This is a genomic window from Leclercia sp. TB492 (assembly GCF_049974505.2).
GTDB classification, from domain to species: Bacteria; Pseudomonadota; Gammaproteobacteria; order Enterobacterales; family Enterobacteriaceae; genus Enterobacter; species Enterobacter adecarboxylatus_C.
Genome location: NZ_CM127572.1, coordinates 2990118 through 3017042 on the forward strand (window position 1 = coordinate 2990118; position 26925 = coordinate 3017042).

Genomic DNA, 26925 nt, shown 5'->3' on the forward strand with positions numbered 1-26925 from the left:
AGCGATGCCACCTGGCGTTGTCAAAGGCAGAATGCAGATTTTGCATCGTTTGCCGATTTATTCCCCACTTTGCGCATTTACCACCCGTTCTGACGCTACAACCGCCACATTGTCACGCTGCGGTCGTGGGTATTTCTTCAGCCAGCGGCCGCTGACCATTCGCCAGTAGAACAGCGCTCCGCGTACCGCCCAGTCGAGGAACATCCCCAGCCAGACCCCGACAACGCCCATCCCCAGCATGATCCCCAGGGTATAACCCGCCACAACGCGGCAGCCCCACATCCCAAGCATCGAGACCCACATCGCAAAGCGGGCATCGCGCGCCCCTTTCAGCCCGGCAGGCAATACCCACGAGGCGGCCCAGATCGGCATAAAGGCGGCGTTCAGCCAGATGAGGATCACCACCACATCCTTAACGTCTTGCTCATGGGTGTAGAACGAGGCCATCAGGCTGGCGAACGGCGCGGTTCCCCACGCAATGGCGGTCAGGCCGATCGTCGAGAGCCAGAAGACGTGGCGCAGCTGACGCTCCGCCTGGCCGATCTGGCCCTTCCCAAGTCGTTTACCGGTGATAATGGTGGAGGCCGAGCCGAGGGCGTTGCCCGGCAGGTTGATCAGTGCCGCGATGGAGAAGGCGATAAAGTTACCGGCAATCACGTCGGTACCCATTCCTGCTACGAACATCTGGGTCAGCAGTTTGCCGCCGTTAAACAGCACAGATTCAATGCTGGCAGGCACGCCGATGCCCATCACTTCCCAGATAATGGCGAAGTTGAGCGGTTTGAAATAGCTCTTAATGCTGATGCGCAGCGACGGGTTAAAACCGACCGCCAGCACTACGATGATGGCGATGGCACCGATATAGCGCGAGATTGTCAGCCCCAGACCCGCCCCGACAAAGCCGAGCCCGTCCCAGGAGAAGAGGCCGTAAATCAGCACGCTGCTGATGATAATGTTCAGGATGTTCATCCCGCCGTTAATCAGCAGCGGAATCTTGGTGTTCCCCGCTCCGCGCAGTGCCCCGCTGCCAATCAGCGCAATTGCCGCGGCCGGATAGCTCAACACCGTCATCTCGAGATACGACAGCGCCAGCGCTTTCACCTCGCCGGTGGCCTCGCCAGCCACCACGTTGATGATCTCTTCACCGAAATAGTGGATCACCGCCGCCAGCACAATGGAGAACAGGGTCATGATCACCAGTGACTGCCTGGCAGCAGCCCTCGCCCGACGCGGATCGCGTTTCCCCAGGCTAAAGGCCACCACCACCGTGGTTCCGAGATCGATCGCCGCAAAGAATGAAATGATCACCATGTTAAAGCTGTCGGCCAGCCCAACCCCCGCCATCGCCTCTTTGCCGAGCCAGCTGACAAGGAAGGTGCTAAGCACCCCCATCAGCAGGACGCAGGTGTTTTCCAGGAAGATAGGCACGGCAAGGGGGGTGATTTCGCGCCAGAAGAGAACCTTGTAGCTCTTACGTTTGGTATACCAGGGCGTGCGCATCACGGCCTGGCGTAAAGCGGAGGTGACGTTCAAAATGGACCTTAGCGAGAAAAGTTGAAACTCCATTTCAAATGATGAGGGAGAAATGCAGATCCTGCAAAGTATTTCCCACAAAAATATGTTGGTAATTACGTCAAACTGACGACGGAATCAGCAGTTGATCGAAATCAGGTAAGATCAGGTTTGACAAAAGTTTTTTCGCCGCTAAGATAACGCTCCACAACGATTCCTCTGTAGTTCAGTCGGTAGAACGGCGGACTGTTAATCCGTATGTCACTGGTTCGAGTCCAGTCAGAGGAGCCACATTTAAGAAGCCTGCTTTCGAGCAGGCTTTTTGCTTTTCCGGGTTCGGCAAACCGCGGACAAAAAAAAGCCCCCCGACAGGTCGGAGGGCTTAGTTTGTTCAGCGACGCTTATTCGCCTTTGGCTTCAGCGTGCTTCATCTCGCCCATGACTTTCAGCTTTTTCGAGATTTCACGACGCTCTTTAGAGATCTCAGCATTTTTGATGATGTAGTCGTCTACGCGATCTTCGTAGTCGCTTTTCATGCTGGCGATAATGCCCTGGATAGCTTCAACGCTCATGCCTGGTTTGATGTAATCGCTCAGGTTGTCCAGCAGCAGAACACGCTTCTGGTTGTCACGGATCTTTTTCTCAACGTCCTGGATTTCACGTTGCAGTTTGTTCTTGCGGCGGAACAGGCGGACGAATTCCAGAACATCCTGGAAAGAAGGCTTGGTAGTTTCCATTTTTACACCCCTGATAATGTGAGATTCGGATTCGTTTAAACAACCGCGATGCCGTTAACCTTACTGACAGCGATTGCTGATGACAATAATTTTTCCTTTGTCCCTATCATAACCTCAATTTCTGCTGAATCGAAGCAGCAGGCAACACAACCACGCATAGCCGCTTTTTATTTGCGCAATGCCCGGCAGATAAGATGTGACAACAGTTCCAGCTGACGCGCAAGCTCCATGCTCAACCATACATAGCCGTGAATGGGCGTTTCCGCCACGTTTTCACTGGACTGATCTTTGATCAGCTGGCGCAGCTCGGCAACGATTTCGTTCAGCCGCTCGGTATTGGCCAGAATCGGCTGCGGATTACCTTCGTAGAGCGCATGAGCGATGGTGAGCAGCGTCTGCTGCGTCATCTGCTGGGTCTCTTTTAAAGTCCGGGCATTCAGCATCACAAAATGGCTGGCCCGGGAGGCCCAGTGGGCGTTGATTTGCAGCTCCAGCATGCAGACCAGGTTGCGGCTGACGGTCTGGATAGCTTCGAAAATGGATTTCTGGATATGGGTTTCTTTGCTGGCAGGAGTAATCAGTCCGCGCATTTTGACCACGTCGTTGAGGATGGATTGCAGATGTTTTTCCAGCCGCGGACGTTCCACCAGGTTAGGGGAAAAGCCCGCCTGATAGACCCGATTGAAGGCGGTGACATAGTTCGCCATCTGGATACGCCAGTGCAGGAACGCCCGCTGCGGCCAGATACCGGTAAACAGCATCGCCAGCAGGGAACCGAGGATCACGTCGCCGCTTCGCCACAGGGCGGTATGCATATCCCCGGTGGGCGCGCCTATTACCACCGCAAGGGTGATCCCGATAAGCAACGACTGATAGGGCCGCTTACCCAGCGCCAGCCAGCCGCAGAGGAACATCGCCGCCGCGCACCACAGCAGCATCAGCGGCAGGGAGATTAGCTCCAGCTTCAGGGCAATCAATCCCAGTGCCGAACCCAGAATGGTGCCGCCAATGCGCTCAAACGCGCGCGGCACCACGTTGCCCCAGAAGGAGATGGGCCCCATGATGACCACCAGGGTAATCAGCGGCCATGTCCCTTCCGGCACGTCCAGCAGACGCACCAGTAAAAAGGTAAGGACAAACGCCAGCGCGATACGGCACCCGTGTACGGTGCGGTAATGGCGATACAGTCGAATTTCAAAAGGCGTCAGAGTCTTGTCGGGGCGCACACGCTCTCCAGCATTACGGCAAACCCTGATTGTACTGCGTTTTCTGCCGGAGTGGTGGCACCCGGCAGAAAAACCCTGTGAAGACTGAGCATACCTGCAGCGTTACGCGACCCGGTTTTGTACCGGAATAAACATCTCGATATCCCAGTAGCCGTCGGCGTTACCGTCGTTCAGGTAACGTTCGAAGCAGGGTTTCGGTGCGATCTGGTAATCGCCATCTTCAAGCAGGCTGTCGAAAAACAGGTTCCAGGGGGTGGCGAAGTCATAATTCTCAACGCGGGCGGTGGCTACCGCGTACTCGCCTTCGGCCACTTCAGTGAGGATCACCCCTTCACTGTTGGTGGGGATGACAAAATCGTCCGGCACGGTGACCACCGTGTCGCAGCGTAACTTTTCAGCGGGCACTTCATCCGGATTATCATAATAGACGGCCACCCACTCCAGCGGCTGAATATGCTTGCCGTCTACCCACATCACCAGTTGCTCAAAACCCTGCTTAACCGTTTGCTCCCAAGGGCCAACCATATGAAAACCGGCGATTTTGCGTTTATTCTGGTGCTTGATGCTGTAGTCCATGCTGCCTCCGATTGGTTACTGTATATACATACACTGTAATGCAGAGAAAAGCGGTTTAACAATGATGATCTGTCTATTATGCGAGCAGGCTCGCACAGTCGCCAGCCTGCTCATCCTGCCGTCAGGCTTTGTGGTGCAGATAGTCGCTCAGGCGTGAGAACATCCCACCTTTACCCACCCCTTCCAGGGTCACCAGCGGCCAGTGGGCGACCACTTTATCGCGATCGTACAGCTCGATCTCCCCGACCCGCTGATGCGCGGCAATCGGCGCTTCCAGCTCTTTTTTATCCAGCACATATTTGGCTTTAATGTTCGGCAGCTCCGCCTTCGGCAGCGCCAGCCAGAAGTCCTGATCGGTGCCCAGCGAAATCTGCTCTTTATCGCCGTACCAGATACGCTCGATGCCTACCTGCTTACCGTTACGCAGGATCTGCACGGTATCGAAGTTCTGCTGTCCCCAGTGCAGGAGCTTGCGCGCCTGATCCTCACGACCTTTTGGACTCTCGGCCCCCATAATGACGGCAATCAGGCGGCGCTGACCGTCCACGGCAGAGGCGATCAGATTAAAGCCGGCACCGGAAGTGTGACCGGTTTTCAGGCCATCAACGCTGAGGGACTTATCCCACAGCAGGCCGTTACGGTTCTGCTGGGTGATGCCGTTCCAGGTCAGGCTCTTCTCGCTGTACATGTGATAAAACGCCGGCTCACCGTGAATGATGGCACGGGAAAGCACCGCCAGGTCGTACGCCGAGCTGTGCTGGCCCGGGGCGTCCAGACCGTGAACCGTTTCAAAATGGGTATCGCGCAGATTCAGCTTTTTAACGTAGTCGTTCATCATGGTGACGAACTGAGGCTGTCCGCCCGCCACGTAATCGGCCAGCGCCACGCAGGCGTCGTTGCCGGAGTCGACAATCAAACCGCGGCTAAGATCGCGCACCGACACCTGCTCGCCCGCCTTCAGGAACATCAGCGAGGAGCCGTCAAACACCGGATTGCCTTTGGCCCAGGCATCCTGTCCAACCGTGACCATATCGTCCGGGGTGATGCGATGGCTGTCGATGGCGCGATCCACCACATAGCCGGTCATGAGCTTGGTCAGGCTGGCCGGATTACGCTGCTGATGTTCGTTGCCCGCCGTTAAAATCTGCCCCGTCGTATAATCCATCAGCACCCAAGAGCCTGCCTGGACGGCTGGCGGCTGCGGCGCATAATTAATCGGATCGGCAGCCAGCGCGGAAGAAATGCTCAAAGTGAGTAAAGAAACAGCAATAAACAGACGGCGTTTCAACGGTATATCCTCAGGTCATTTAAAATCGTTGCCCTTTTTACGGAAGTTTTCCGCTGGATACCTGGAATAATTGCAAAAAAATGTGACAGCACGCAGGTTTTTCCCGGACGATGCCTCGCAAATTTGCAGGCTGAGGGCGCTTTTCCTTCGGCGTGCCAGGCCGGATGGTTTACCATAGTGGTGTCACTCATAAACAGGATGGTATTACTGGTGTCTGACTCCGCCGCGCTGCCTACATTTTTATTCCACGATTACGAAACCTTTGGCACCAGCCCCTCGCTGGATCGCCCTGCTCAGTTTGCCGCGATCCGCACCGATGCCGATTTCAATATCATCGGCGAGCCGGAGGTGTTCTTTTGCAAACCCGCAGATGACTATCTGCCCCAGCCCGGTGCGGTGATGGTCACCGGCATTACGCCGCAGGAAGCCCGGGAGAAAGGGGTGAATGAAGCGGAGTTTGCCCGTCGCATTCACGACCTGTTTACCGTGCCCAACACCTGCGTGGTGGGCTACAACAACGTGCGCTTCGATGACGAAGTGACCCGGCATATTTTTTACCGCAACTTCTACGATCCCTATGCCTGGAGCTGGCAAAATAAGAACTCACGCTGGGATCTGTTGGACGTGATGCGCGCCTGCTATGCCCTGCGCCCGGAGGGGATCGTCTGGCCTGATAATGAAGACGGGCTACCCAGCTTCCGCCTGGAACATCTGACCCGCGCGAACGGTATTGAACACAGCAACGCCCATGACGCGATGGCGGACGTCTACGCCACTATCGCCATGGCGAAGCTGGTGAAGACCCGGCAGCCGAAGCTGTTCGAGTACCTGCTCAGCCATCGCAGTAAACAGAAACTCACCACCCTGATAGACGTGCCGCAGATGAAGCCGCTGATGCACATCTCCGGGATGTTTGGCGCCTGGCGCGGGAATACCAGCTGGGTGGCCCCGCTGGCCTGGCACCCGGAAAACCGCAACGCGGTGATTATGGTTGATTTGGCCGGGGATATTACCCCCCTGCTGACGCTTGAAAGCGACGCCCTGCGCGAGCGGCTGTACACGCCGAAAGAGACGCTGGGCGACGATGCTGCCGTGCCGGTGAAGCTGGTGCATATTAACAAGTGCCCGGTATTGGCCCCCGCTAACACCCTGCGTCCGGACGATGCCGAACGGCTGGGAATCGACCGTCAGCACTGCCTGGACAACCTGAAACGGCTGCGTGAGAACCCGCAGGTGCGCGAAAAGGTGGTGGCGATTTTTGCCGAGGCGGAGCCGTTTGTCCCGTCAGAGAACGTTGATGCCCAGCTCTATAACGGCTTTTTCAGCGATGCTGACCGCTCTGCCATGAATATCGTTTTGCAGACCGATCCCCGTAACCTGCCCGCACTGGATATCACCTTTGCCGACCAGCGCATCAACAAGCTGATCTTTAACTACCGGGCGCGTAATTTCCCCGGCACGCTGGATGAGGCCGAGCAGGAACGGTGGTTGCAGCATCGCCGCAATGTGTTTACGCCGGAGTATTTGCAGGCTTACGCCCAGGAGCTGGAGATGCTCTACGGCGAGTATGAAGGCAATGCTGAAAAGCAGGCGCTGTTGAAGGCGCTGTATCAATATGCGCAGGAGATTGTGTAAGCGCAGGATATAAAAAAACCGGAGGCGATGTTCTCCGGTTTTTTTTGCTTTGCCCGGCGGCGCTACGCTTGCCGGGCCTGGAGGTTTGTTATGCTACGTCTTCGTACTGAGGAACCGGGTTGCGGAAGCTTTTGGTTACGCATGCCAGGTAAATCAGGCCGATACCACCCCAGATCAGACCCAGAACCATTGAGCTCTCTTCCAGGTTGATCCACAGCGCACCTACAGTCAGCGCGCCACATACCGGCAGCAGCAGGTAGTTGAAGTGGTCTTTCAGCGTTTTGTTGCGCTTCTCACGGATCCAGAACTGAGAGATCACGGAGAGGTTAACAAAGGTAAAGGCAACCAGCGCACCGAAGTTGATCAGCGCAGTCGCGGTAACCAGGTCGAAGTTAATCGCCAGCAGCGCAATGGCACCCACCAGCAGCACGTTCCATGCCGGGGTACGCCATTTCGGATGAACATAACCGAAGAAGCGAGTCGGGAACACCCCATCACGGCCCATCACGTACATCAGACGGGAAACGCCAGCGTGTGCCGCCATACCGGATGCCAGTACGGTGACGCTGGAGAAGATCAGCACGCCCCACTGGAAGGTTTTACCGGCAACATACAGCATGATTTCTGGCTGTGACGCGTCCGGATCTTTGAAGCGAGAGATATCCGGGAAGTACAGCTGCAGGAAGTAAGAAGCACCGATAAAGATGATGCCGCCAATCAATGCCGTCAGGAAGATAGCGCGCGGAATCACACGCTCAGCGTCTTTGGTCTCTTCAGACAGAGAAGAGATGCCGTCGAAGCCGAGGAACGAGAAGCACAGGATAGTCGCACCGGTGATCATTGGCACCACATGCGCGCCTTCAGACCAGAACGGACGGGTGCTGGTCAGCGTACCTGCGCCTTCACCGTGAGAAACGCCGTAAATGATCAGACCCACGATCACCGCAACAATCCCCATCTGCAGGATAACAATCAGGGTGTTGAAGTTGGCAACGGTCTTGATGCTGCGCAGGTTAGAGATGGTCATAAAGGCCACCAGCGCCACAACAAAGATCCAAGACGGTACGGAAGGCACCAGCGCTTCGAAGTAAATTTTGGCCAGAAGGATGTTGATCATCGGCATGAACAGGTAGTCCAGCAGGGATGACCAGCCCACCATAAAGCCGACAGCCGGGCTAATGGACTTCTGAGCATAGGTGTACGCAGAGCCTGCGGACGGGAAGCGGCGAACCAGCTTGCCGTAGCTCAGCGCGGTAAAGAGGATAGCGATCAGCGCAAAGGCATATGCCGTTGCAACGTGACCGTCAGTGAGGCCTGAGACGATACCAAACGTATCGAACAGCGTCATCGGCTGCATATAGGCAAGGCCCATCATAACAACCGGAATCAACGTAAGCGTTTTACGTAATTCCACGCGAGAGGTTTTTGGAGTTGCGTTATGCGACATAGTTATTCTCCTTTACGGTGAATACCGCCACGTAAGCGAATGATTGCCCCATTTCTTTCTTCCTCAGCGACAACAACTGTCGGATTTTAGTAAATATCTATCCGGTACGAAGCCCGGCCTCTTGGATTTAATGGTTTTCTTACATGCAAAAAAAAATAACCGACGCCTTTTATATCGTCGATTATTCCATGTTTGCTGCGGCGCATTTTCCCTAAATGATAGTGAAAATGCAAGAGATCGAAAGGCATCCTAAAGTTAAATTTTTATTTAATCGCCTGATTTCTCAGCGGCGCCCTGTGCATAAACGGCAGCGATAGCACTATTTGCTAAAATTTCTTGTCGCCACCATGCACTGGCAAGCCCCGCGGTCTGCTCATTCCAGCCAATCCATACGGAATCATAGCTGGATTGCGCGATGACCTGTTTCTCTACCAGCGCACCGCTTTCAATAAAGCGCTGGGCTAAATAACGTGGCAGATAGCCGCAGCCTAAGCCGCTAATTTGCAGCTCCAGCTTGGTTTTATAATCAAATACGGTAATAGCTTCCTGATCGTCCAGTAGCTGGGAAGAGACCGCGCAGCCGGGTAAGGAACTGTCACCCACCACGATAGCGCGATAATTTTTGATCGTCCGGCGATTCACCGGCTCCGGCTCCTGGGCCAGCGGATGGTGTGGAGCGATGACAAATACCTGTTCCAGTTGCCCGAGACAGGCAAAGCCAAAATCGCTGAGCTGCGGCGGCTCATGCAGTGCGCCGACGACAATATCCGCCCGCCCCTGCACCAGCGACTCCCAGGAGCCGGCCAGCACGCCATTGATAAACTTGAGACGGGTAACGCTGTGTTGCTCGTAGAAGGCCTCGATAAGCGGTGCCAGCAGGGAAAACGGAAAGGTATCATCGACTCCGATAATCAGCTCGTTTTCCCAGCCCTGATGCAGTTTAACGGCCTGCTTTTCCAGCTCACGTACCGTATGCAGTACGTCCCGCCCTTTCTCCAGCAGCATTTGCCCGGTGCGGGTAAAGCGCGCCCGGTGGCCGGAGCGGTCCAGGATCTGAATATTAAGATCGCTTTCGAGCTTGTGAACGGTGTAGCTGAGCGCTGAGGGGGTTTTAAAGAGCTTCGCCGAGGCCGCAGCAAAGCTCCCCTCCTTTTCCAGTGCATCAAGGATAATAAGGACATCCAGCAGCGGTTTCATGCTCACCCCCTTGTGGTGCGCTTACGCTCCGCCAGCGGCGTTACTCCATAGGCATAACCAGCGGATCGGGAAAGAGATACTCAAATCCCAGTTCATGACAGATGCGGTTCCCATCAATCAATTTGCCCTTCCCCTCTCCGGGGGCATCGTGGAAGTGCGGCGGTGCCAGGCCGAGCTGACGCGACATCACCGGATAAAATGTACTGCGTGTTGGATGAGAGGGCGCACATATATTATAGATGTGCCCGCCCTTCGGGGCCTGTAATAGCAGGGTAATTGCGCCGATCACGTCTTCAAGATGCACCAGATTGACGCCATGTTGTCCATCAGGCGCTGATTTTCCGGCAAAAAAACGACCGGGGTGACGACCGGGCCCCACCAGCCCCGCCAGGCGTAATATATCCACCTGGGTGCCGGGTAAATTATGCAGCCAGTCTTCCAGCTCTTTTAATACCCGTCCGCTGGCCGTCACCGGCTGGCGCGGCATATTCTCTTTCACCGCGCCTTCCACATCGCCATATACCGACGTGGAGCTGGTGAAAATAATGCGGGGAATATGGTACGCCAGGGCGCTGTCGACAATTTCCTGGACTGCCTGCAGATAATAAGACTCCCCCGGCCCGGTGCGACGCGCCGGCAGCGTGATCACCAGCGCATCCACATCACTCATCAGCGTATCCAGATCGTCGGTGTTGCACACCAGCTCTGGCTCCAGGCGCAATTCAACGCTTTCGATGCCGCACATTCGCGCCGCTTCGACCCCATCCGCTGTGGTTTTACTGCCGGTGACCTCCCAGCCCCGCGCCAGTAGCGACATGGCCAGCGGCATTCCAAGCCATCCCAGACCGACAATTGCGACCTTTTTCATGCGTTTTCTCCTGACGTTTACGCCTCTGCTTTAAGGCTACGCCAGCCATACGCAACTGACAATTGATAGCACCAATATGAAATCATTTAATGATTAAAAAAAGCCCTTGCTTTATGTAGCGCAAGTGGTTTAGGTTAAACGACATCACATGAATAAGCATTCATCGAGAATTTTATGACACGCGTTCAATTTAAACACCACCATCATCACCATCATCCTGACTAGTCTTTCAGGCGATGTGTGCTGGAAGACAGTTAGATCTTCCAGCGGTGCATGAACGCAAGAAAAAGCCCCCGGAAGATCATCTTCCGGGGGCTTTTTTTTGGACCGTATTCAGGCAAGTTACAACAGGATCACGAGGAACCGACAATGTTAGATAATTCACGTTTACGCATAGCTATGCAGAAATCAGGTCGTCTTAGCGACGATTCCCGCGAACTGCTGGCCCGCTGCGGCATTAAAATTAACCTGCACACTCAGCGTCTGATTGCGCTGGCAGAGAACATGCCGATTGATATTCTGCGCGTGCGTGACGACGACATTCCGGGCCTGGTCATGGACGGCGTAGTGGATCTGGGCATTATTGGCGAAAACGTGCTGGAAGAAGAGCTCCTGACCCGCCGCGCGCAGGGAGAAGACCCGCGCTACTTTACCCTGCGTCGCCTGGACTTTGGCGGCTGCCGCCTGTCGCTGGCGACCGCGGCAGACGAACCCTGGGACGGTCCGGCTTCCCTGAACGGCAAGCGTATCGCGACTTCCTACCCTCACCTGCTGAAGCGTTACCTCGATCAGAAAGGGGTGCAGTTCAAATCCTGTCTGCTGAACGGCTCTGTCGAAGTGGCCCCGCGTGCCGGCCTGGCTGACGCGATTTGTGACCTGGTCTCCACTGGCGCCACCCTGGAAGCCAACGGCCTGCGCGAAGTGGAAGTGATCTACCGCTCCAAAGCCTGCCTGATCCAGCGCGACGGCGAGATGCCGGAAGCCAAACAGCAGCTGATTGACCGCCTGCTGACCCGTATTCAGGGGGTGATCCAGGCCCGCGAATCGAAATACATCATGATGCACGCCCCGACCGAGCGTCTGGATGAAGTCATTGCCCTGTTGCCGGGCGCTGAACGCCCAACCATTCTGCCGCTGGCAGGGGATCAGCAGCGCGTGGCGATGCATATGGTCAGCAGCGAAACCCTGTTCTGGGAAACCATGGAAAAACTGAAAGCGCTGGGCGCCAGCTCAATCCTGGTGTTGCCGATTGAGAAGATGATGGAGTAACAACCATGACCTTTAACACCGTTATCGACTGGAACACCTATAGCGCAGAACAGCAGCGTGAATTGCTGATGCGCCCGGCCATCTCTGCGTCGGAAAGCATTACCCGCACCGTGGCGGAAATTCTGGAAAATGTGAAAACCCGTGGCGACGATGCCCTGCGGGAGTACAGCGCGAAATTCGACAAAACCGAGGTCGGCGCGCTGAAGGTGAGCGAGCAGACGATTGCCGAAGCCGCCGCGCGTCTCAGCGATGAGTTAAAGCAGGCGATGGCCGTCGCGGTGCAGAACATTGATACCTTCCACACCGCGCAGAAGCTGCAAACCGTCGATGTGGAAACCCTGCCCGGCGTGCGCTGTCAGCAGGTAACTCGTCCGGTCGACTCGGTGGGCTTGTATATTCCGGGTGGCTCCGCCCCCCTCTTCTCAACCGTATTGATGCTGGCGACGCCTGCCCGTATCGCCGGCTGTCGCAAAGTGGTGCTCTGCTCTCCGCCGCCGATTGCCGATGAAATTCTGTATGCCGCGCAACTGTGCGGCGTGCAGGAGATTTTCAACGTCGGCGGGGCGCAGGCTATCGCGGCGCTGGCGCTGGGCACCGAATCTGTGCCGCGGGTGGATAAAATCTTCGGGCCGGGCAACGCCTTTGTGACCGAAGCCAAGCGTCAGGTCAGCCAGCGGCTGGACGGCGCGGCCATCGATATGCCGGCCGGCCCGTCGGAAGTGCTGGTCATCGCCGACAGCGGCGCGACGCCTGATTTCGTGGCCTCCGATTTGCTCTCCCAGGCAGAGCACGGCCCGGACTCGCAGGTGATCCTGCTGACGCCGGATGCCGGTATGGCAAAACGCGTGGGCGAAGCGGTTGAACGTCAGCTGGCCGATCTGCCGCGTGCAGAAACCGCCCGCCAGGCGCTCTCCGCCAGCCGCCTGATCGTGGCCCGGGATCTGGCCCAGTGCATCGCTATCTCCAACCTCTACGGCCCTGAGCACCTGATCATTCAGACCCGCAACGCCCGTGAGCTGGTGGACAGCATCACCAGCGCCGGTTCGGTGTTCCTTGGTGACTGGTCCCCGGAATCCGCAGGCGATTACGCCTCCGGAACCAACCACGTGCTGCCGACCTACGGCTATACCGCCACCTGTTCCAGCCTGGGACTGGCGGATTTCCAGAAGCGCATGACCGTGCAGGAGCTTTCCCGCGAGGGCTTTGCCTCACTGGCCTCTACCATCGAAACGCTGGCCGCCGCCGAACGTCTGACCGCCCACAAAAATGCCGTGACGCTGCGCGTTGCCGCCCTGAAGGAGCAAGCATGAGTATTGAAGAGTTAGCCCGCGACAACGTTCGCGCCCTGACCCCATATCAGTCTGCCCGCCGTCTGGGTGGTAATGGCGATGTCTGGCTGAACGCCAATGAATTCCCCACTGCCGTCAGCTTCGAGCTGACCCAGCAGACGCTGAACCGCTATCCGGAGTGTCAGCCGAAAGCGGTAATTGAAAACTATGCCGCCTATGCCGGGGTACAACCGGAGCAGGTGCTGGTCAGCCGCGGCGCTGACGAAGGCATCGAACTTCTGATCCGCGCCTTCTGCGAGCCGGGTAAAGACGCGGTGCTCTACTGCCCGCCGACCTACGGGATGTACAGCGTCAGCGCCGAAACCTTTAACGTTGAGCTGCGTAAAGTGCCTGCTCTGGAAAACTGGCAGCTCGATTTACAGGGCATTGCCGACAATCTCGATGGCGTGAAGGTGGTGTTTGTCTGCAGCCCGAACAACCCTACCGGCCAGCTGATTAACCCCCAGGATATCCGCACGCTGCTGGAGATGACCCGGGATAAAGCCCTGGTGGTGGCCGACGAAGCCTATATTGAGTTTTGCCCGCAGGCGACGCTTGCCGGCTGGCTGGCGGAGTATCCGCACCTGGTGATCCTGCGTACCCTGTCAAAAGCCTTTGCTCTTGCCGGGCTGCGCTGCGGTTTTACGCTGGCGAATAAAGAGGTGATTGATCTGCTGATGAAGGTGATTGCGCCTTATCCGCTCTCGACGCCGGTAGCGGATATCGCCGCCCAGGCGCTGTCGCCAGACGGCATCACCGCCATGCGGCGTCGTGTGGCGCAGATCGTCGACGAGCGTACGTATCTTGTCAGCCAGTTAAAAACTATCCCCTGCGTGGAGCAGGTTTTCGACTCGGAAACCAACTATATTCTGGCGCGTTTTACCGCCTCGAGTGCAGTGTTTAAATCTTTATGGGATCAGGGCATTATCTTACGAGACCAGAACAAACAACCCTCTTTGAGTGGCTGCTTACGCATTACCGTGGGCACCCGGGAAGAGAGCCAGCGCGTTATCGACGCCCTGAATGCGGAGAAAGTATGAGCCAGAAGTACCTCTTTATCGATCGTGACGGCACTATCATTTCGGAACCACCCAGTGATTATCAGGTCGATCGTTTCGACAAGCTGGCCTTTGAAGCCGACGTTATTCCGGTGCTGCTGAAACTGCAGAAAGCCGGTTTTAAGCTGGTGATGATCACTAATCAGGACGGCCTCGGCACAGATAGCTTCCCGCAGGCTGATTTTGACGGCCCGCACGACCTGATGATGCAGATCCTCACCTCTCAGGGCGTGGTGTTTGATGAGGTGTTGATTTGTCCGCATCTGCCTGCCGACAACTGCGACTGCCGTAAGCCGAAAGTGAAGCTGGTTGAGCAGTACCTGGCAGACACGGCGCTGGATAAAGCCAACAGCTATGTCATCGGCGATCGCGCCACGGATATCGAGCTGGCGACCAACATGGGCATCACCGGCCTGCGCTATCAGCGTGAGGGTCTGAACTGGGCGATGATTGGCGATCAGCTGACCAAACGGGACCGCTACTCCCACGTGGAGCGCAATACCAAAGAGACGCAGATTGACGTCAAGGTGTGGCTGGATCGCGAAGGCGGCAGCAAGATCCACACCGGCGTGGGCTTCTTCGATCATATGCTGGATCAGATCGCCACCCACGGGGGCTTCCGCATGGAGATCGGCGTTAAGGGCGATCTCTACATTGACGATCACCACACCGTGGAAGATACCGGCCTGGCGCTGGGCGAAGCGCTGAAGCTGGCGCTGGGTGACAAGCGCGGCATCAGCCGTTTTGGCTTTGTACTGCCGATGGATGAGTGCCTGGCTCGCTGTGCGCTGGATATCTCCGGCCGCCCGCACCTGGAATATAAAGCCGACTTTACCTATCAGCGCGTGGGCGACCTGAGCACCGAGATGGTTGAGCACTTTTTCCGCTCCCTCTCCTACACCATGGGCCTGACGCTGCACCTGAAAACCAAAGGTAAGAACGATCACCACCGCGTGGAGAGCCTGTTTAAGGCCTTCGGCCGCACCCTGCGCCAGGCCATTCGCGTGGAAGGCGATACCCTGCCGTCGTCGAAAGGAGTGCTGTAATGAACGTGGTGATCCTCGATACCGGCTGCGCCAACCTCAATTCGGTGAAATCCGCGATTGCCCGCCACGGTTACGACCCGCTGGTCAGCCGCGATCCGGATGTGGTGCTGCACGCAAGCAAACTCTTTTTACCGGGCGTCGGTACGGCGCAGGCGGCGATGGATCAGATCCACCAGCGTGAGCTGGTGGATCTAATTAAAGCCTGTACCCAGCCGGTGCTGGGTATCTGTCTGGGCATGCAGCTGCTGGGGCGTCGCAGTGAAGAGTCCAACGGCGTGGATCTGCTGGGCATCATCGACGAGGACGTGCCGAAAATGACCGACCACGGCCTGCCGCTGCCGCACATGGGCTGGAACCAGGTCTATCCCAAAGCGGGCGATCGACTGTTCCGCGGTATTGAGGACGGAGCGTATTTCTATTTCGTGCACAGCTACGCGATGCCGGTAAACGCGAATACCATCGCCCAGTGCCATTACGGCGAGCCCTTCACCGCCGCCGTGCAGAAAGACAATTTCTACGGCGTGCAGTTTCACCCGGAGCGTTCCGGGGCCGCTGGCGCGCAGTTGCTGAAAAACTTCCTGGAGATGTAATGATTATTCCCGCTTTAGATTTAATTGACGGCACGGTTGTTCGTCTGCACCAGGGCGATTACGGTCAGCAACGCGACTACGGCAACGATCCGCTGCCGCGTCTGCAGGACTATGCCGCGCAGGGAGCCGAGGTGCTGCACCTGGTTGACCTGACCGGCGCGAAAGATCCGGCCAAACGCCAGATCCCACTGCTGAAAAAACTGGTCGCGGGCGTGAACGTTCCGGTCCAGGTTGGCGGCGGCGTGCGCACCGAAGAGGACGTAGCGGCGCTGCTGGAAGCCGGCGTGGCGCGCGTGGTGGTGGGCTCTACGGCGGTAAAAGATCCTGAGACGGTACAGGGCTGGTTCAGGCGCTTTGGCGCCGACGCGCTGGTGCTGGCGCTGGACGTGCGTATCGACGAACAGGGTAACAAACAGGTCGCGGTCAGCGGCTGGCAGGAGAACTCCGGCGTGACCCTGGAAGCGCTGGTGGAGCGCTATCTGCCGGTGGGTCTGAAGCATGTTTTGTGCACTGATATCTCCCGCGACGGCACGCTGGCCGGTTCTAACGTGTCGCTGTATGAAGAGGTCTGTGCCCGTTATCCTCAGGTGGCGTTTCAGTCATCCGGCGGCATTGGTGATTTGAACGATATTGCCGCCCTGCGCGGGACTGGTGTACGTGGGGTCATCGTTGGGCGCGCCCTGCTGGAAGAAAAATTTACGGTTAAGGAGGCGATTCAATGCTGGCAAAACGGATAATTCCTTGTCTCGACGTGCGTGATGGTCAGGTCGTAAAAGGTGTGCAGTTTCGCAACCACGAGATTATCGGCGATATCGTTCCCCTGGCAAAACGCTATGCGGAGGAAGGTGCGGATGAGCTGGTCTTCTACGATATCACCGCCTCAAGCGATGGCCGTGTGGTGGATAAAAGCTGGGTCGCGCGCGTTGCGGAAGTGATTGATATTCCTTTCTGCGTAGCGGGTGGGATTAAATCGGCAGACGACGCGTCAAAGATCCTCTCCTTCGGCGCCGACAAAATTTCCATTAACTCCCCTGCCCTGGCCGATCCTGAGCTCATCACCCGTCTGGCCGATCGTTTTGGCGTACAGTGTATCGTGGTCGGGATTGATACCTGGTTTGACGACGCCACCGGCAAATATCACGTCAATCAGTATACCGGCGATGAAAGCCGTACCCGCGTCACCCAGTGGGAGACGCTGGACTGGGTGCAGGAAGTGCAGAAGCGCGGCGCGGGTGAGATCGTGCTGAACATGATGAACCAGGACGGCGTACGTAACGGCTATGATCTGGCGCAGCTGAAAAAAGTGCGCGAGGTATGCCATGTGCCGCTGATCGCCTCTGGCGGCGCGGGTACGATGGAGCACTTCCTTGAAGCCTTCCGCGATGCCGACGTTGACGGCGCGCTGGCGGCCTCGGTGTTCCACAAGCAGATTATTAATATTGGTGAGTTAAAAACGTACCTGGCAAATCAGGGCGTGGAGATCAGGGTATGTTAACAGAGCAACAACGTGCGCAGCTGGACTGGGAAAAAACTGACGGCTTAATGCCGGTGGTCGTGCAGCACGCAGTATCCGGTGAAGTGCTGATGCTGGGTTATATGAATCAGGACGCGCTGGCGAAGACCATCGACAGCGGTAAAGTGACCTTTTTCTCGCGCACTAAGCAGCGTCTGTGGACCAAGGGCGAAACCTCCGGCCATTTTCTGAACGTGGTCAGCATCACCCCGGACTGCGATAACGATACCTTGCTGGTACTGGTGAACCCAATCGGACCGACCTGCCATCTGGGCACCAGCAGCTGCTTTGGCGATGCCAGCCACCAGTGGCTGTTCCTGTATCAGCTGGAACAACTGCTGGCCGAGCGTAAAACTGCCGACCCGCAAAGCTCCTACACTGCGAAGCTCTATGCCAGCGGCACCAAGCGCATTGCGCAGAAAGTGGGCGAAGAAGGCGTAGAGACAGCCCTGGCCGCGACCGTTAACGACCGGGCTGAGCTGACGAATGAAGCCTCTGACCTGATGTATCACCTGCTGGTGCTGCTGCAGGATCAGGAGTTAGATTTGACCGCCGTAATTGAGAATCTGCGTCAGCGACACAAATAAAAAAACCGGGGAAACCCGGTTTTTTTTCAGCTTGCAGGCCTGTATCAGGCTCTGGTCTGGTAGTTGCGCAGAGCGTTACGACCTAAGACGACGCCAGAGCCAATAATCCCACCCAACAGTACCGCGAGGATCAGTACGATTGAACGTTTCGGGCTGTCACGGCGAATCGGCAGATCTGGCTTCATTACGTAACGATACGCATGGATGGTGGTCGGATCGATTTTCAGTTTCTGAATATCGAGCAGTTTCTGTTTGTTTTGATAGTAGCTGTCGGACAGCGTCAGCGGACGTGAAGATTCATGAGCAATCATGGATTGCAACGCTTCGGTACCTAACAGAAACATTGATTCTTGCGTAACATCTTGTGTCTGCTGAATTTTTGGGGTTGTAACGTTTGCTGCCTCAGCATATTTCAATGCTTCCGTGATCTGTTTGATCCGCAGATCTTTTTGCTCCTGAGCGATGGTTTCCTGGTTACTCAGCACATCCTTCAAGCTGATGATCTGCTGCTTAATGTTATCGTTAAGATCAACTTGAAGCTCTTTCTGAATCAGCTCATCTACCTGCTGAATATATTGCGCCATCTGCTTTTGAGCCGCTTCTGCCGAGCCACTTACATATTTGATACTTAAAGGGAAATCCTGACCTCTTACTGCAGGCTCGATAGTCAGCTTTTCTGCGTCAGTCTTGTTTTCCAGCGTCTGGGAAAGCGCAGAGAAAGAGGCGTTATAGCGCGTGATTACGCTTTCTTGAATTTCGGTTAATTTCGGCGCATTACTACCATAAAGGATATTTAGCGCGTTGCTGTAACTGCCTATTTGAGCTGCATCAGGTTGAGCGATAATCGCGGTAGATGTCCACTTCTCTTTGGCAAAAGCCAGGTATGCACCGGCAACCACTAGAGCGATAACGACAAACGCAGCGATTAACCATTTCCCACGCCACAGCTGTACCAAAAGATCAATCAAATCAATCTGCTCAGGGTCACTGCTTCGCGTGACCACGTTATTGTTGTTCTGCGTCATATAATCCTTAGAAGGCCAAAAAGCGCAAATAATAAAGTTTCAGATATAGTTTATCGATTGTTGACGGATTTTCTATAGGAATCCGATTAGCCATATCGAAAATATGATGTTTGGGAACCCTGCGCATCGCGTTATCATACCTTAAATCCGGTATTTAACGCACCGGGCATGGTAAGTAACAGATGAGGACAGTTATGAAATTTCTGGTCACTGGCGCAGCGGGTTTTATCGGCGCTTATGTCAGCAAACGGCTCCTGAATGCCGGGCATCAGGTTGTGGGTATCGACAACCTCAATGACTATTACGATGTGAGCCTGAAGCAGGCGCGTCTTGATCTGCTAACATCCGCGAACTTTACTTTCCATAAGCTTGATCTGGCAGATCGAGAAGGTATGGCTGCTCTCTTCGCTGCGGAAAAATTTGATCGCGTGATCCATCTCGCCGCTCAGGCGGGCGTACGTTATTCCCTGGACAACCCACATGCCTATGCCGAAGCAAATCTGGTAGGTCATCTGAACGTGCTGGAAGGCTGTCGTCATAATAAAGTGCAACACTTGCTTTATGCATCTTCAAGCTCCGTTTACGGACTAAACCGTAAGATGCCTTTCTCTACCGACGATTCCGTTGATCATCCGGTATCGCTGTATGCCGCGACTAAAAAAGCTAACGAACTGATGTCGCACACCTACTCGCATCTGTATGGACTGCCAACGACCGGCCTGCGCTTCTTTACCGTATATGGCCCCTGGGGCCGTCCCGACATGGCGCTGTTTAAATTCACCAAAGCCATGGTGGAAGGAAAAAGCATTGACGTTTATAACTTCGGTAAGATGAAGCGCGACTTTACCTATATCGATGATATTGCCGAAGCGATTGTTCGCCTGCAGGATGTGATCCCACAGGCTGACAGCGAGTGGACCGTTGAATCAGGCTCCCCGGCCACCAGTTCCGCCCCTTATCGTGTCTATAACATCGGTAACAGCTCGCCTGTCGAACTGATGGATTACATCACGGCGCTGGAAGAGGCGTTAGGCATTGAAGCGGACAAAAACCTGATGCCGATTCAGCCAGGTGATGTACTGGAGACCAGCGCGGATACCACGGCACTGTATGAGGTTATCGGGTTTAAGCCGCAGACCTCGGTTAAAGAAGGCGTGAAGAACTTCGTTGACTGGTATCGCGAATTTTACAAAGTCTAAAAAAAAGCCCGGCGATTACGCCGGGCTTTTTCATGCTACAGAGCAATCAGTCACTGCCAAAAAGATCGCGGGTATAGACCTTATCCGCCACGTCAGACAGCTCTTCCGCCATCCGGTTGGAGATGATCACGTCCGCTTCTTTCTTGAAGGCATCCAGATCGCGAACCACACGTGAATGGAAAAATTCATCTTCTTTCATTACCGGTTCATAAATGATGACCTGAACGCCCTTCGCCTTAATACGCTTCATGATCCCCTGAATGGATGAAGCACGGAAGTTATCCGACCCGCTCTTCATAATCAGACGGTACACGCCCACGACTTTGGGCTGTCGTGCCAGGATAGAGTCGGAGATGAAGTCCTTACGCGTGCGGTTAGCATCTACAATCGCAGAGATTATGTTGTTCGGTACGGACTGGTAGTTGGCCAGCAGCTGCTTGGTATCTTTCGGCAAACAGTAGCCACCGTAACCAAAGGAAGGGTTGTTATAGTGGTTGCCAATACGCGGATCAAGGCAGACGCCCTCGATGATTTGACGGGTGTTCAACCCCAGGCTCTCAGCGTAGCTGTCCAGCTCGTTAAAGTAGGCGACACGCATTGCCAGATAAGTATTGGCAAAGAGTTTGATAGCTTCAGCTTCTGTCGCATCGGTAAACAGGACATTGATGTCTTTTTTAATGGCGCCTTCCTGCAGCAGAGCAGCAAAACGTTCCGCACGCTCTGAGCGTTCACCAATGACGATTCGTGACGGGTGCAGGTTATCGTACAATGCCCTGCCCTCACGCAGAAACTCCGGTGAGAAAATGACATTATCGATGCCCAGCTCTTCTTTAATCGATTGGGTAAAGCCGACAGGAATGGTCGATTTGATGATCATCACGGCATTCGGGTTAATTGCCGTCACGTCCTTGATCACCGCCTCTACGCTTGAAGTGTTGAAATAGTTTGTTTTTGGATCGTAGTCGGTTGGCGTCGCAATGATCACATAATCCGCACCGCTATAGGCGTCAACTTTGTCGGTGGTTGCGCGGAAATTTAGCGGTTTATTGGTCAGATAATCCTGGATTTCTTTATCCACAATCGGCGAGATCTTCTGGTTAAGCATATCAACCTTGGCCTGCACGATATCCAGAGCCACCACTTCATGGTGCTGTGCAATCAGGATCCCGTTAGAGAGACCCACATAACCTGTTCCTGAGATTGTTATTTTCATTGATTTAACTTCTTTGAGATTAAGTGTCCGGGGACGACTGCCGCCCCACCGCAATGAGCAACTTTTGGGGTTTGTACCTCGTATGCTGAGTTGATGTCAAGGCGAATGGCTGGCTGCAGAATGGGACGATTGCAGTGGTTTATGCTGCATTATAGCCCTTCGGGTAAACCAGGTTAGGCAACACGGGGATTGTATAGATAAAAAACCCAGCTGAGCTTAACCAGGTATTGCTACATGACTGAGTTAAATCAGATTAATCCAGCTAACTTGAGGTGAAAAACGGTAGTTTAACCAGTTCCTTCATTTCAGAATATTGTGATAAGGGAATGCTACTTCTTTCACGCATAGAGCTACGTTTTTAAATGCACTTTTCACCAAATTTATTTTTTGCTAAAATGTAAAAATAATTCATCAAACTCATCAGGAATAAAATGCAAATTCATCCATTAAGTGATGTAAAATCGAAGAACATTGGTTCTGGTACGACTGTTTGGCAATATGCAGTGATATTTGAAAATGCTGTAATTGGTGAGAACTGCAATATTTGTGCACATACACTTATAGAAAATAAAGTACTCATTGGCAATAATGTAACAATAAAATCAGGTGTATATTTATGGGATGGAATTACATTAGAGGATAATGTATTTATTGGTCCTTGCGCTGCATTTACCAATGATATGTACCCACGTTCCAAACATTATTCAGCTGAATATCCAAAGACTCTTATAAAAAAAGGTGCATCAGTTGGCGCGAACGCAACAATCTTGCCAGGAATAACAATAGGCTACAATAGTATCGTTGGAGCCGGGTCTGTTGTAACAAAAGATATCCCTGACAATGTTATTGTTGCAGGTAATCCGGCTAAAATTATTCGCTCTATTATGGGTGAATAATATATCTACATTAGCCTCGCACTCGCATTAAATTTCATTTACTTTATGCCGAGAGGCAAAGTAATTAATGTGATAGATAGTAAGCCAAAAATTGTTTTACCATTGCTTCATACTATTTCATTTGTTATAGCAGATAGCTTCCTTAATGTTTTAGATTAAGCGCGTTAGAAAATAATCACAAATCTTTAAACAAAAAAGCCTGAGTCCGCAAATTAACGAACTCAGGCTCTAAAGCCTTTTAGGTTGAACTAATCAGCTTTAAAATATTAACTACTCATCGCAACAAGATTTACGTGCTGCCAGGAGAGTTAAAAAATTATTCCAGCCACTCGGTATGGAACACGCCTTCTTTATCGGTACGTTTATAGGTATGTGCACCGAAGTAGTCGCGCTGCGCCTGAATCAGGTTTGCAGGCAGAACAGCAGCACGATAGCTGTCGTAATAAGCGACTGCAGCAGAGAAGGTTGGCACCGGAATACCGTTCTGTACCGCATAAGCCACAACGTCACGCAGCGCCTGCTGGTAATCATCAGCAATCTGCTTGAAGTATGGAGCCAGCAGCAGGTTAGCAATGTTCGCATTTTCAGCGTACGCATCGGTAATTTTCTGCAGGAACTGCGCACGGATGATGCAACCGGCACGGAAAATCTTCGCGATTTCACCGTAGTTCAGATCCCAGTTGTTCTCATCAGACGCGGCACGCAGCTGAGAGAAGCCCTGCGCATAGGAGACGATTTTACCCAAGTACAGTGCGCGACGGACTTTCTCGATAAATTCTGCTTTATCACCTGCCAGCTTCGCCTGTGGACCGGTCAGCACTTTAGATGCTGCAACACGCTGCTCTTTCAGAGAAGAGATGTAACGTGCAAAGACCGATTCGGTGATCAGTGACAGTGGCTCGCCCAGATCCAGTGAACTCTGGCTGGTCCATTTACCGGTACCTTTGTTCGCCGCTTCATCCAGAATCACATCGACCAGGTATTTACCCTCTTCATCTTTCTTAGTGAAGATATCTTTGGTGATGTCGATCAGGTAGCTGCTCAGCTCGCCGTTGTTCCAGTCGGTGAAGGTTTGCGCCAGCTGTTCATTGGAGAGGTTCAGGCCGCCCTTTAGCAGAGAATAGGCTTCAGCGATCAGCTGCATGTCTCCGTATTCGATACCGTTGTGAACCATCTTCACATAGTGACCTGCTCCATCCGGACCGATATAGGTTACGCACGGTTCACCGTCTTCAGCAACCGCAGCGATTTTGGTCAGGATTGGAGCGACCAGCTCATAGGCATCCTTCTGACCGCCAGGCATGATGGACGGGCCCTTTAGCGCGCCCTCTTCACCGCCGGATACACCGGTACCTATGAAGTTGAAGCCTTCTGCAGAAAGTTCACGGTTACGACGAATGGTGTCATGGAAGAAGGTGTTACCGCCATCGATAATGATATCGCCTTTTTCCAGATACGGTTTCAAGGAGTCGATGGCCGCATCTGTGCCAGCGCCTGCTTTCACCATTAACAGGATACGACGAGGCGTTTCCAGAGATTCAACGAACTCCTGAACCGTATAGAAAGGAACCAGTTTTTTCCCTGAATTCTCGGCAATCACTTCTTCGGTTTTATCACGGGAGCGGTTGAAAACGGAGACGGTATAACCACGGCTTTCAATGTTCAGCGCCAGGTTGCGCCCCATCACTGCCATACCGACGACGCCGATCTGTTGTTTGGACATTACTTACTCCTGTCAGGTGTGTTTCTCAGCAATTATGTGCGCTAAGTATATTAATGTACACTGTATCTTAGCGGATAGGTGTCTTAGAATAAATATTTATTATGATTTTAATTGGTTAAGAGCATTTTCCGAAAAGTGTAAATATAACTTACTTACGTAAAATGGTTGAGTATAGAATTGATAATAGTCGTACGGGAATAAGCCTTAACGGTAATCTAATTGAAAGATTCCTGACCAATTCAATTAAAGTCAAATGCCCTGTCTTGTAGAAATTTACTTGTGCTGTATATTCTGATTTGGCATACTTAATTCCTGAACGCCTTGCTGCCATACCATTACCTGTTCTGGCATAAACCAATACATCAGGTAGATTTGCAGTAATCACGCCATTCTGAATCATTCTTACCCATAAAGCATAATCCTCGTATAAATATTCACGTTTATAGCCCCCCGCAAGTAAAACCAAATCTTTTTTGAAAGCTACAGCCATGTGATTGAAAGGATTTCTTTTTTTAGCATAGCGAATGATTTCATTATGCGTTAGTGGCAATCTACGAAATGCATAAACATCATCAAGAGTTTCTTTAAACTCTCCAACAGAAGAGCTTAAAAGCCCTACTGTAGGGTTATGTTCAAAATAGGACAGTTGTTTTAAAAAACGATCTTTGTGACATACATCATCAGTATCCATCCTGAATACAAGGTTATGGCTACATGATTTAAGTCCGATGTTAAGTGCTTCACCAAGTCCTACATTATTGTCTAATCGAATAATAATGATAGGTAATTTGTGGGACCACTTAACTACACAATCATTCAACTCAGGCGTGACAGGCCCATCGAAAACAATCACTATTTCATCTGGCGCAAGAGTTTGCTCATGCAAACTTGTCAGGCAGATATTTAGGAATTCTGGCGATTCTTTAATATATAAAGATAGTAATACACTAATTTTCATGGCCAATCCTGAAAGAGAATTCTCAACGTCATTTATTATGCGGTGTAGCATGCAACCATTCTATAAATTGCGCAATTCCAGAGCTAAGATTTGTATAAGTAAAGTTACCTATTTCATCAAGAACACGCTTGTTACAAAGTATATTTGATTTTATTATTTGATCATTCGCAATATACTTGATTTGTATTTCATGCTTAGGCAATTGGAGACGAACCGCATCTAAAATAGATAATGTCGACTCGCCAGCACATGAGCCTATGTTATAGACATTATATTTAGGTGTTTCAATGCAATATAAGCTATAAAATATCCCAACAAAGTCTTTAATATAAATATAATCTCTTACTTCAAGCCCACTTCCCCATACCTCAATAGGTTCCCCAGTTAATATCCGACCAATTAATACAGCTATCAACCCTTGGTTTCCAGTAAGTTTCTGGTGAGGACCATAAGGATTAGAAGGTCTTATAATAAGGTGTTTTTTATTTTTATGATTAGCGCAAGACGAAACAAATTGCTCTAATGCAATTTTGCTTTTCCCATAATCACAAATCGCTGTAAGCTTTTCATTTTCATGATGAGGGCGATTGCTACTTTTGTAAACCCGGCCACCTGAAGAGATAAAGATGAAACGTTCAACGACATCAAAAATGTTATTAATAAGATTTTTATTCTGTTCTAATAAGAATTGATAATCAGAAACATTTGAATTTACGGGAAAGGTATTAATTAAGTAAATTGCCGAGTCGATTTTAAGGTTTCGAAGATAATCTTTTTTTTCAGAAACATCAGATAATCCGGCCTCAATAAATATTATCTTACCTTCAAATCCTAAAGGTAGTGTTCTACCATATACAACTACATCATAATTTTTGTTTAAGAAATGTTCAATTAGGTTTACCCCAATAAAACCAGCACCTCCTAAAATTAGAATTTTCTTTTTCACACAACCCTCTTATACACATCAGCATAAATAGATTCTGAATATTTAACGAGTGCAGACCAATCATGTTGATTAATAATATACTCCCGTGATTTTGTAGTCATATTATTCAGAACTTCTTCGTCTATGTTCATTACATAGAGAATTAGTTCAGCAACACTTTGTGGAGTAGTTTGACACTCCCAGCCAACATGATGATTATTAATAATACTCGTCATATTAACGCCTTGCGTAACCAGACATGGTAAACCTGAGTCTAATGCCTCAAGAATAGCCATCGGGAAACCTTCGTATCGAGAAGTTAATATAAAAATATCTTTCTCATAAAACATATCATTTTTTTGCTGACCAAATATTGGTCCTTTAAACGATACATCTTTGAAATTCAATTGATTGATGCGTCTCACTAATTCATTTTCTTCCTCTGGAGAACCCTTTCCATATATTGCAAGATCAAGATTATCGATTTTATTGCTTTCTTTCAACAACATCAAAGCATCTAAAAGGATATCCGTTCCTTTATGTGAAAAATCTATGCGAGAAAGATATACAAATTTATATGGTGAATTTTTTTTCCTGAGTCTCACCTCTTTTGTTTGGATACTTTGCAAGCCGTTACCTTCATACAAAATATTGTCATTCCATTGTACAGAATTTTTAGCCTCATCTTCATTTGTAAATATTACAGCGTTTGCATGTTTCACAAATCCCTTGAAAAATAATAGATTCGCTAAATATTTCTTAATTAAGGATTTTTTCTGAGCGTGAGTTATTAAGCTAGAGTGAGGTTTTATGAGATAAGGTTTATTTCTTGAGCGAATCTTTTTTGCAAATGTGATATAACGGTAAAAGTAAAGGCCATGAAAAATAAATATGTCGAAATTATCGATGAGGCTATCATTCATTTCATTATAATTGATGACCTCGAAGGATGCATTTTCGTAGGTGTCATTGATACAGTAAAGCGAAGACTCCATGTCTGAACTGTAATTATTCTGCATCACAATCATCTCAGGTAATAGCCGTCCAATGCCATTTGAAGATTCAATCTTATTCCCAACAATATGCAGTACTTTCATCATAGTTTTCAA

Annotated in this window: 26 protein-coding genes, 1 tRNA gene, 1 pseudogene and 1 other annotated feature; of the genes and pseudogenes, 13 read left to right on the forward strand and 15 right to left on the reverse strand. The window is 51.9% G+C overall.

Annotated elements, in window-relative coordinates; genetic code table 11:
• Window positions 1–57: 57 nt before the first annotated feature.
• Window positions 58–1566, reverse strand: coding sequence for an EmmdR/YeeO family multidrug/toxin efflux MATE transporter (locus ACP4QI_RS14230; protein WP_426495282.1), 1509 nt, complete (start codon window positions 1564–1566; stop codon window positions 58–60).
• A gap of 161 nt (window positions 1567–1727) precedes the next feature.
• Here ACP4QI_RS14230 and ACP4QI_RS14235 point away from each other — a divergent pair.
• Window positions 1728–1803, forward strand: a tRNA-Asn gene (locus ACP4QI_RS14235).
• Window positions 1804–1913: 110 nt separating this feature from the next.
• Here the strand turns inward: ACP4QI_RS14235 and ACP4QI_RS14240 are convergent.
• From ACP4QI_RS14240 to dacD, 4 genes are all read right to left on the reverse strand, one after another.
• Window positions 1914–2249, reverse strand: coding sequence for a DUF496 family protein (locus ACP4QI_RS14240; protein WP_103180181.1), 336 nt, complete (start codon window positions 2247–2249; stop codon window positions 1914–1916).
• A 167-nt stretch (window positions 2250–2416) separates the two neighbouring features.
• Window positions 2417–3475, reverse strand: a complete 1059-nt coding sequence (locus ACP4QI_RS14245) for an FUSC family protein (RefSeq protein ID WP_142486343.1) — start codon at window positions 3473–3475, stop codon at window positions 2417–2419.
• Between the two features lie 102 nt (window positions 3476–3577).
• A complete protein-coding gene (sbmC, locus tag ACP4QI_RS14250) occupies window positions 3578–4051 on the reverse strand; it encodes a DNA gyrase inhibitor SbmC (RefSeq protein ID WP_142486344.1) in 474 nt (157 codons plus the stop codon).
• Between the two features lie 121 nt (window positions 4052–4172).
• Window positions 4173–5345: a serine-type D-Ala-D-Ala carboxypeptidase DacD gene (gene dacD, locus ACP4QI_RS14255; RefSeq protein WP_426495387.1), complete on the reverse strand. Its 1173-nt coding sequence runs from the start codon at window positions 5343–5345 to the stop codon at window positions 4173–4175.
• A 204-nt stretch (window positions 5346–5549) separates the two neighbouring features.
• On the opposite strand from dacD, the gene sbcB reads away from it, so the two are divergent.
• A complete protein-coding gene (sbcB, locus tag ACP4QI_RS14260; RefSeq protein WP_426495281.1) occupies window positions 5550–6974 on the forward strand; it encodes an exodeoxyribonuclease I in 1425 nt (474 codons plus the stop codon).
• A gap of 88 nt (window positions 6975–7062) precedes the next feature.
• On the opposite strand, the gene ACP4QI_RS14265 is transcribed toward sbcB, so the two are convergent.
• From ACP4QI_RS14265 to ACP4QI_RS14280, 4 genes and pseudogenes are all read right to left on the reverse strand, one after another.
• Complete coding sequence (locus ACP4QI_RS14265; RefSeq protein WP_185902373.1) at window positions 7063–8421, reverse strand: APC family permease; 1359 nt, start codon at window positions 8419–8421, stop codon at window positions 7063–7065.
• Window positions 8411–8473, reverse strand: a complete 63-nt coding sequence (gene yoeI / locus ACP4QI_RS14270; RefSeq protein WP_138370007.1) for a membrane protein YoeI — start codon at window positions 8471–8473, stop codon at window positions 8411–8413. Before yoeI ends, ACP4QI_RS14265 begins: the two co-directional genes overlap by 11 nt.
• 159 nt (window positions 8474–8632) lie before the next feature.
• Window positions 8633–9618: pseudogene (locus ACP4QI_RS14275) on the reverse strand (LysR family transcriptional regulator).
• A 40-nt stretch (window positions 9619–9658) separates the two neighbouring features.
• Window positions 9659–10486: an SDR family oxidoreductase gene (locus tag ACP4QI_RS14280; RefSeq protein ID WP_142486349.1), complete on the reverse strand. Its 828-nt coding sequence runs from the start codon at window positions 10484–10486 to the stop codon at window positions 9659–9661.
• A gap of 174 nt (window positions 10487–10660) precedes the next feature.
• On the opposite strand from ACP4QI_RS14280, the gene hisL reads away from it, so the two are divergent.
• From hisL to hisIE, 9 genes are all read left to right on the forward strand, one after another.
• Window positions 10661–10711, forward strand: a complete 51-nt coding sequence (hisL, locus tag ACP4QI_RS14285; RefSeq protein ID WP_001364200.1) for a his operon leader peptide — start codon at window positions 10661–10663, stop codon at window positions 10709–10711.
• Window positions 10687–10810 (forward strand) — a sequence feature (His leader region). Its footprint overlaps the gene before it by 25 nt.
• Before the next feature lie 45 nt (window positions 10811–10855).
• Entirely contained in the window at window positions 10856–11755 is a 900-nt protein-coding gene (gene hisG, locus ACP4QI_RS14290; RefSeq protein WP_103180189.1) for an ATP phosphoribosyltransferase, read from the forward strand.
• Window positions 11756–11760: 5 nt separating this feature from the next.
• Window positions 11761–13065: a histidinol dehydrogenase gene (gene hisD / locus ACP4QI_RS14295; RefSeq protein ID WP_426495280.1), complete on the forward strand. Its 1305-nt coding sequence runs from the start codon at window positions 11761–11763 to the stop codon at window positions 13063–13065.
• Entirely contained in the window at window positions 13062–14123 is a 1062-nt protein-coding gene (gene hisC, locus ACP4QI_RS14300) for a histidinol-phosphate transaminase (RefSeq protein WP_426495279.1), read from the forward strand. The genes hisD and hisC overlap by 4 nt, the downstream gene beginning before the upstream one ends.
• Window positions 14120–15187 (forward strand): bifunctional histidinol-phosphatase/imidazoleglycerol-phosphate dehydratase HisB, encoded by a 1068-nt coding sequence (hisB, locus tag ACP4QI_RS14305; RefSeq protein ID WP_231311944.1) that lies wholly within the window; start codon window positions 14120–14122, stop codon window positions 15185–15187. The genes hisC and hisB overlap by 4 nt, the downstream gene beginning before the upstream one ends.
• Complete coding sequence (hisH, locus tag ACP4QI_RS14310; RefSeq protein ID WP_156264181.1) at window positions 15187–15777, forward strand: imidazole glycerol phosphate synthase subunit HisH; 591 nt, start codon at window positions 15187–15189, stop codon at window positions 15775–15777. Before hisB ends, hisH begins: the two co-directional genes overlap by 1 nt.
• Window positions 15777–16514: a 1-(5-phosphoribosyl)-5-[(5-phosphoribosylamino)methylideneamino]imidazole-4-carboxamide isomerase gene (gene hisA / locus ACP4QI_RS14315; RefSeq protein WP_130588531.1), complete on the forward strand. Its 738-nt coding sequence runs from the start codon at window positions 15777–15779 to the stop codon at window positions 16512–16514. Before hisH ends, hisA begins: the two co-directional genes overlap by 1 nt.
• Window positions 16496–17272 carry an imidazole glycerol phosphate synthase subunit HisF gene (hisF, locus tag ACP4QI_RS14320; RefSeq protein ID WP_285128073.1) on the forward strand — a complete coding sequence of 259 codons (777 nt, stop codon included), beginning with the start codon at window positions 16496–16498 and terminating at the stop codon, window positions 17270–17272. The genes hisA and hisF overlap by 19 nt, the downstream gene beginning before the upstream one ends.
• Window positions 17266–17877 carry a bifunctional phosphoribosyl-AMP cyclohydrolase/phosphoribosyl-ATP diphosphatase HisIE gene (hisIE, locus tag ACP4QI_RS14325; RefSeq protein WP_231311941.1) on the forward strand — a complete coding sequence of 204 codons (612 nt, stop codon included), beginning with the start codon at window positions 17266–17268 and terminating at the stop codon, window positions 17875–17877. Before hisF ends, hisIE begins: the two co-directional genes overlap by 7 nt.
• A 44-nt stretch (window positions 17878–17921) precedes the next feature.
• On the opposite strand, the gene wzzB is transcribed toward hisIE, so the two are convergent.
• Entirely contained in the window at window positions 17922–18902 is a 981-nt protein-coding gene (gene wzzB, locus ACP4QI_RS14330) for an LPS O-antigen chain length determinant protein WzzB (protein WP_426495278.1), read from the reverse strand.
• 194 nt (window positions 18903–19096) lie between these two features.
• Between wzzB and ACP4QI_RS14335 the strand changes: the two genes are divergently transcribed.
• Window positions 19097–20101: an NAD-dependent epimerase gene (locus ACP4QI_RS14335; RefSeq protein WP_426495277.1), complete on the forward strand. Its 1005-nt coding sequence runs from the start codon at window positions 19097–19099 to the stop codon at window positions 20099–20101.
• A gap of 46 nt (window positions 20102–20147) precedes the next feature.
• On the opposite strand, the gene ugd is transcribed toward ACP4QI_RS14335, so the two are convergent.
• Window positions 20148–21314, reverse strand: a complete 1167-nt coding sequence (gene ugd / locus ACP4QI_RS14340; RefSeq protein ID WP_426495276.1) for a UDP-glucose 6-dehydrogenase — start codon at window positions 21312–21314, stop codon at window positions 20148–20150.
• A 431-nt stretch (window positions 21315–21745) separates the two neighbouring features.
• On the opposite strand from ugd, the gene ACP4QI_RS14345 reads away from it, so the two are divergent.
• Window positions 21746–22210: an acyltransferase gene (locus ACP4QI_RS14345; RefSeq protein ID WP_426495275.1), complete on the forward strand. Its 465-nt coding sequence runs from the start codon at window positions 21746–21748 to the stop codon at window positions 22208–22210.
• A 316-nt stretch (window positions 22211–22526) separates the two neighbouring features.
• On the opposite strand, the gene gndA is transcribed toward ACP4QI_RS14345, so the two are convergent.
• From gndA to ACP4QI_RS14365, 4 genes are all read right to left on the reverse strand, one after another.
• Complete coding sequence (gene gndA / locus ACP4QI_RS14350) at window positions 22527–23933, reverse strand: NADP-dependent phosphogluconate dehydrogenase (RefSeq protein WP_426495274.1); 1407 nt, start codon at window positions 23931–23933, stop codon at window positions 22527–22529.
• Window positions 23934–24081: 148 nt separating this feature from the next.
• A complete protein-coding gene (locus ACP4QI_RS14355) occupies window positions 24082–24891 on the reverse strand; it encodes a glycosyltransferase (RefSeq protein ID WP_426495273.1) in 810 nt (269 codons plus the stop codon).
• Window positions 24892–24919: 28 nt separating this feature from the next.
• A complete protein-coding gene (locus ACP4QI_RS14360; protein WP_426495272.1) occupies window positions 24920–25837 on the reverse strand; it encodes an NAD-dependent epimerase/dehydratase family protein in 918 nt (305 codons plus the stop codon).
• On the reverse strand, window positions 25834–26916 hold the full coding sequence (locus ACP4QI_RS14365; RefSeq protein WP_285130280.1) for a glycosyltransferase: 1083 nt from the start codon (window positions 26914–26916) through the stop codon (window positions 25834–25836). Before ACP4QI_RS14365 ends, ACP4QI_RS14360 begins: the two co-directional genes overlap by 4 nt.
• Window positions 26917–26925 lie beyond the last annotated feature (9 nt).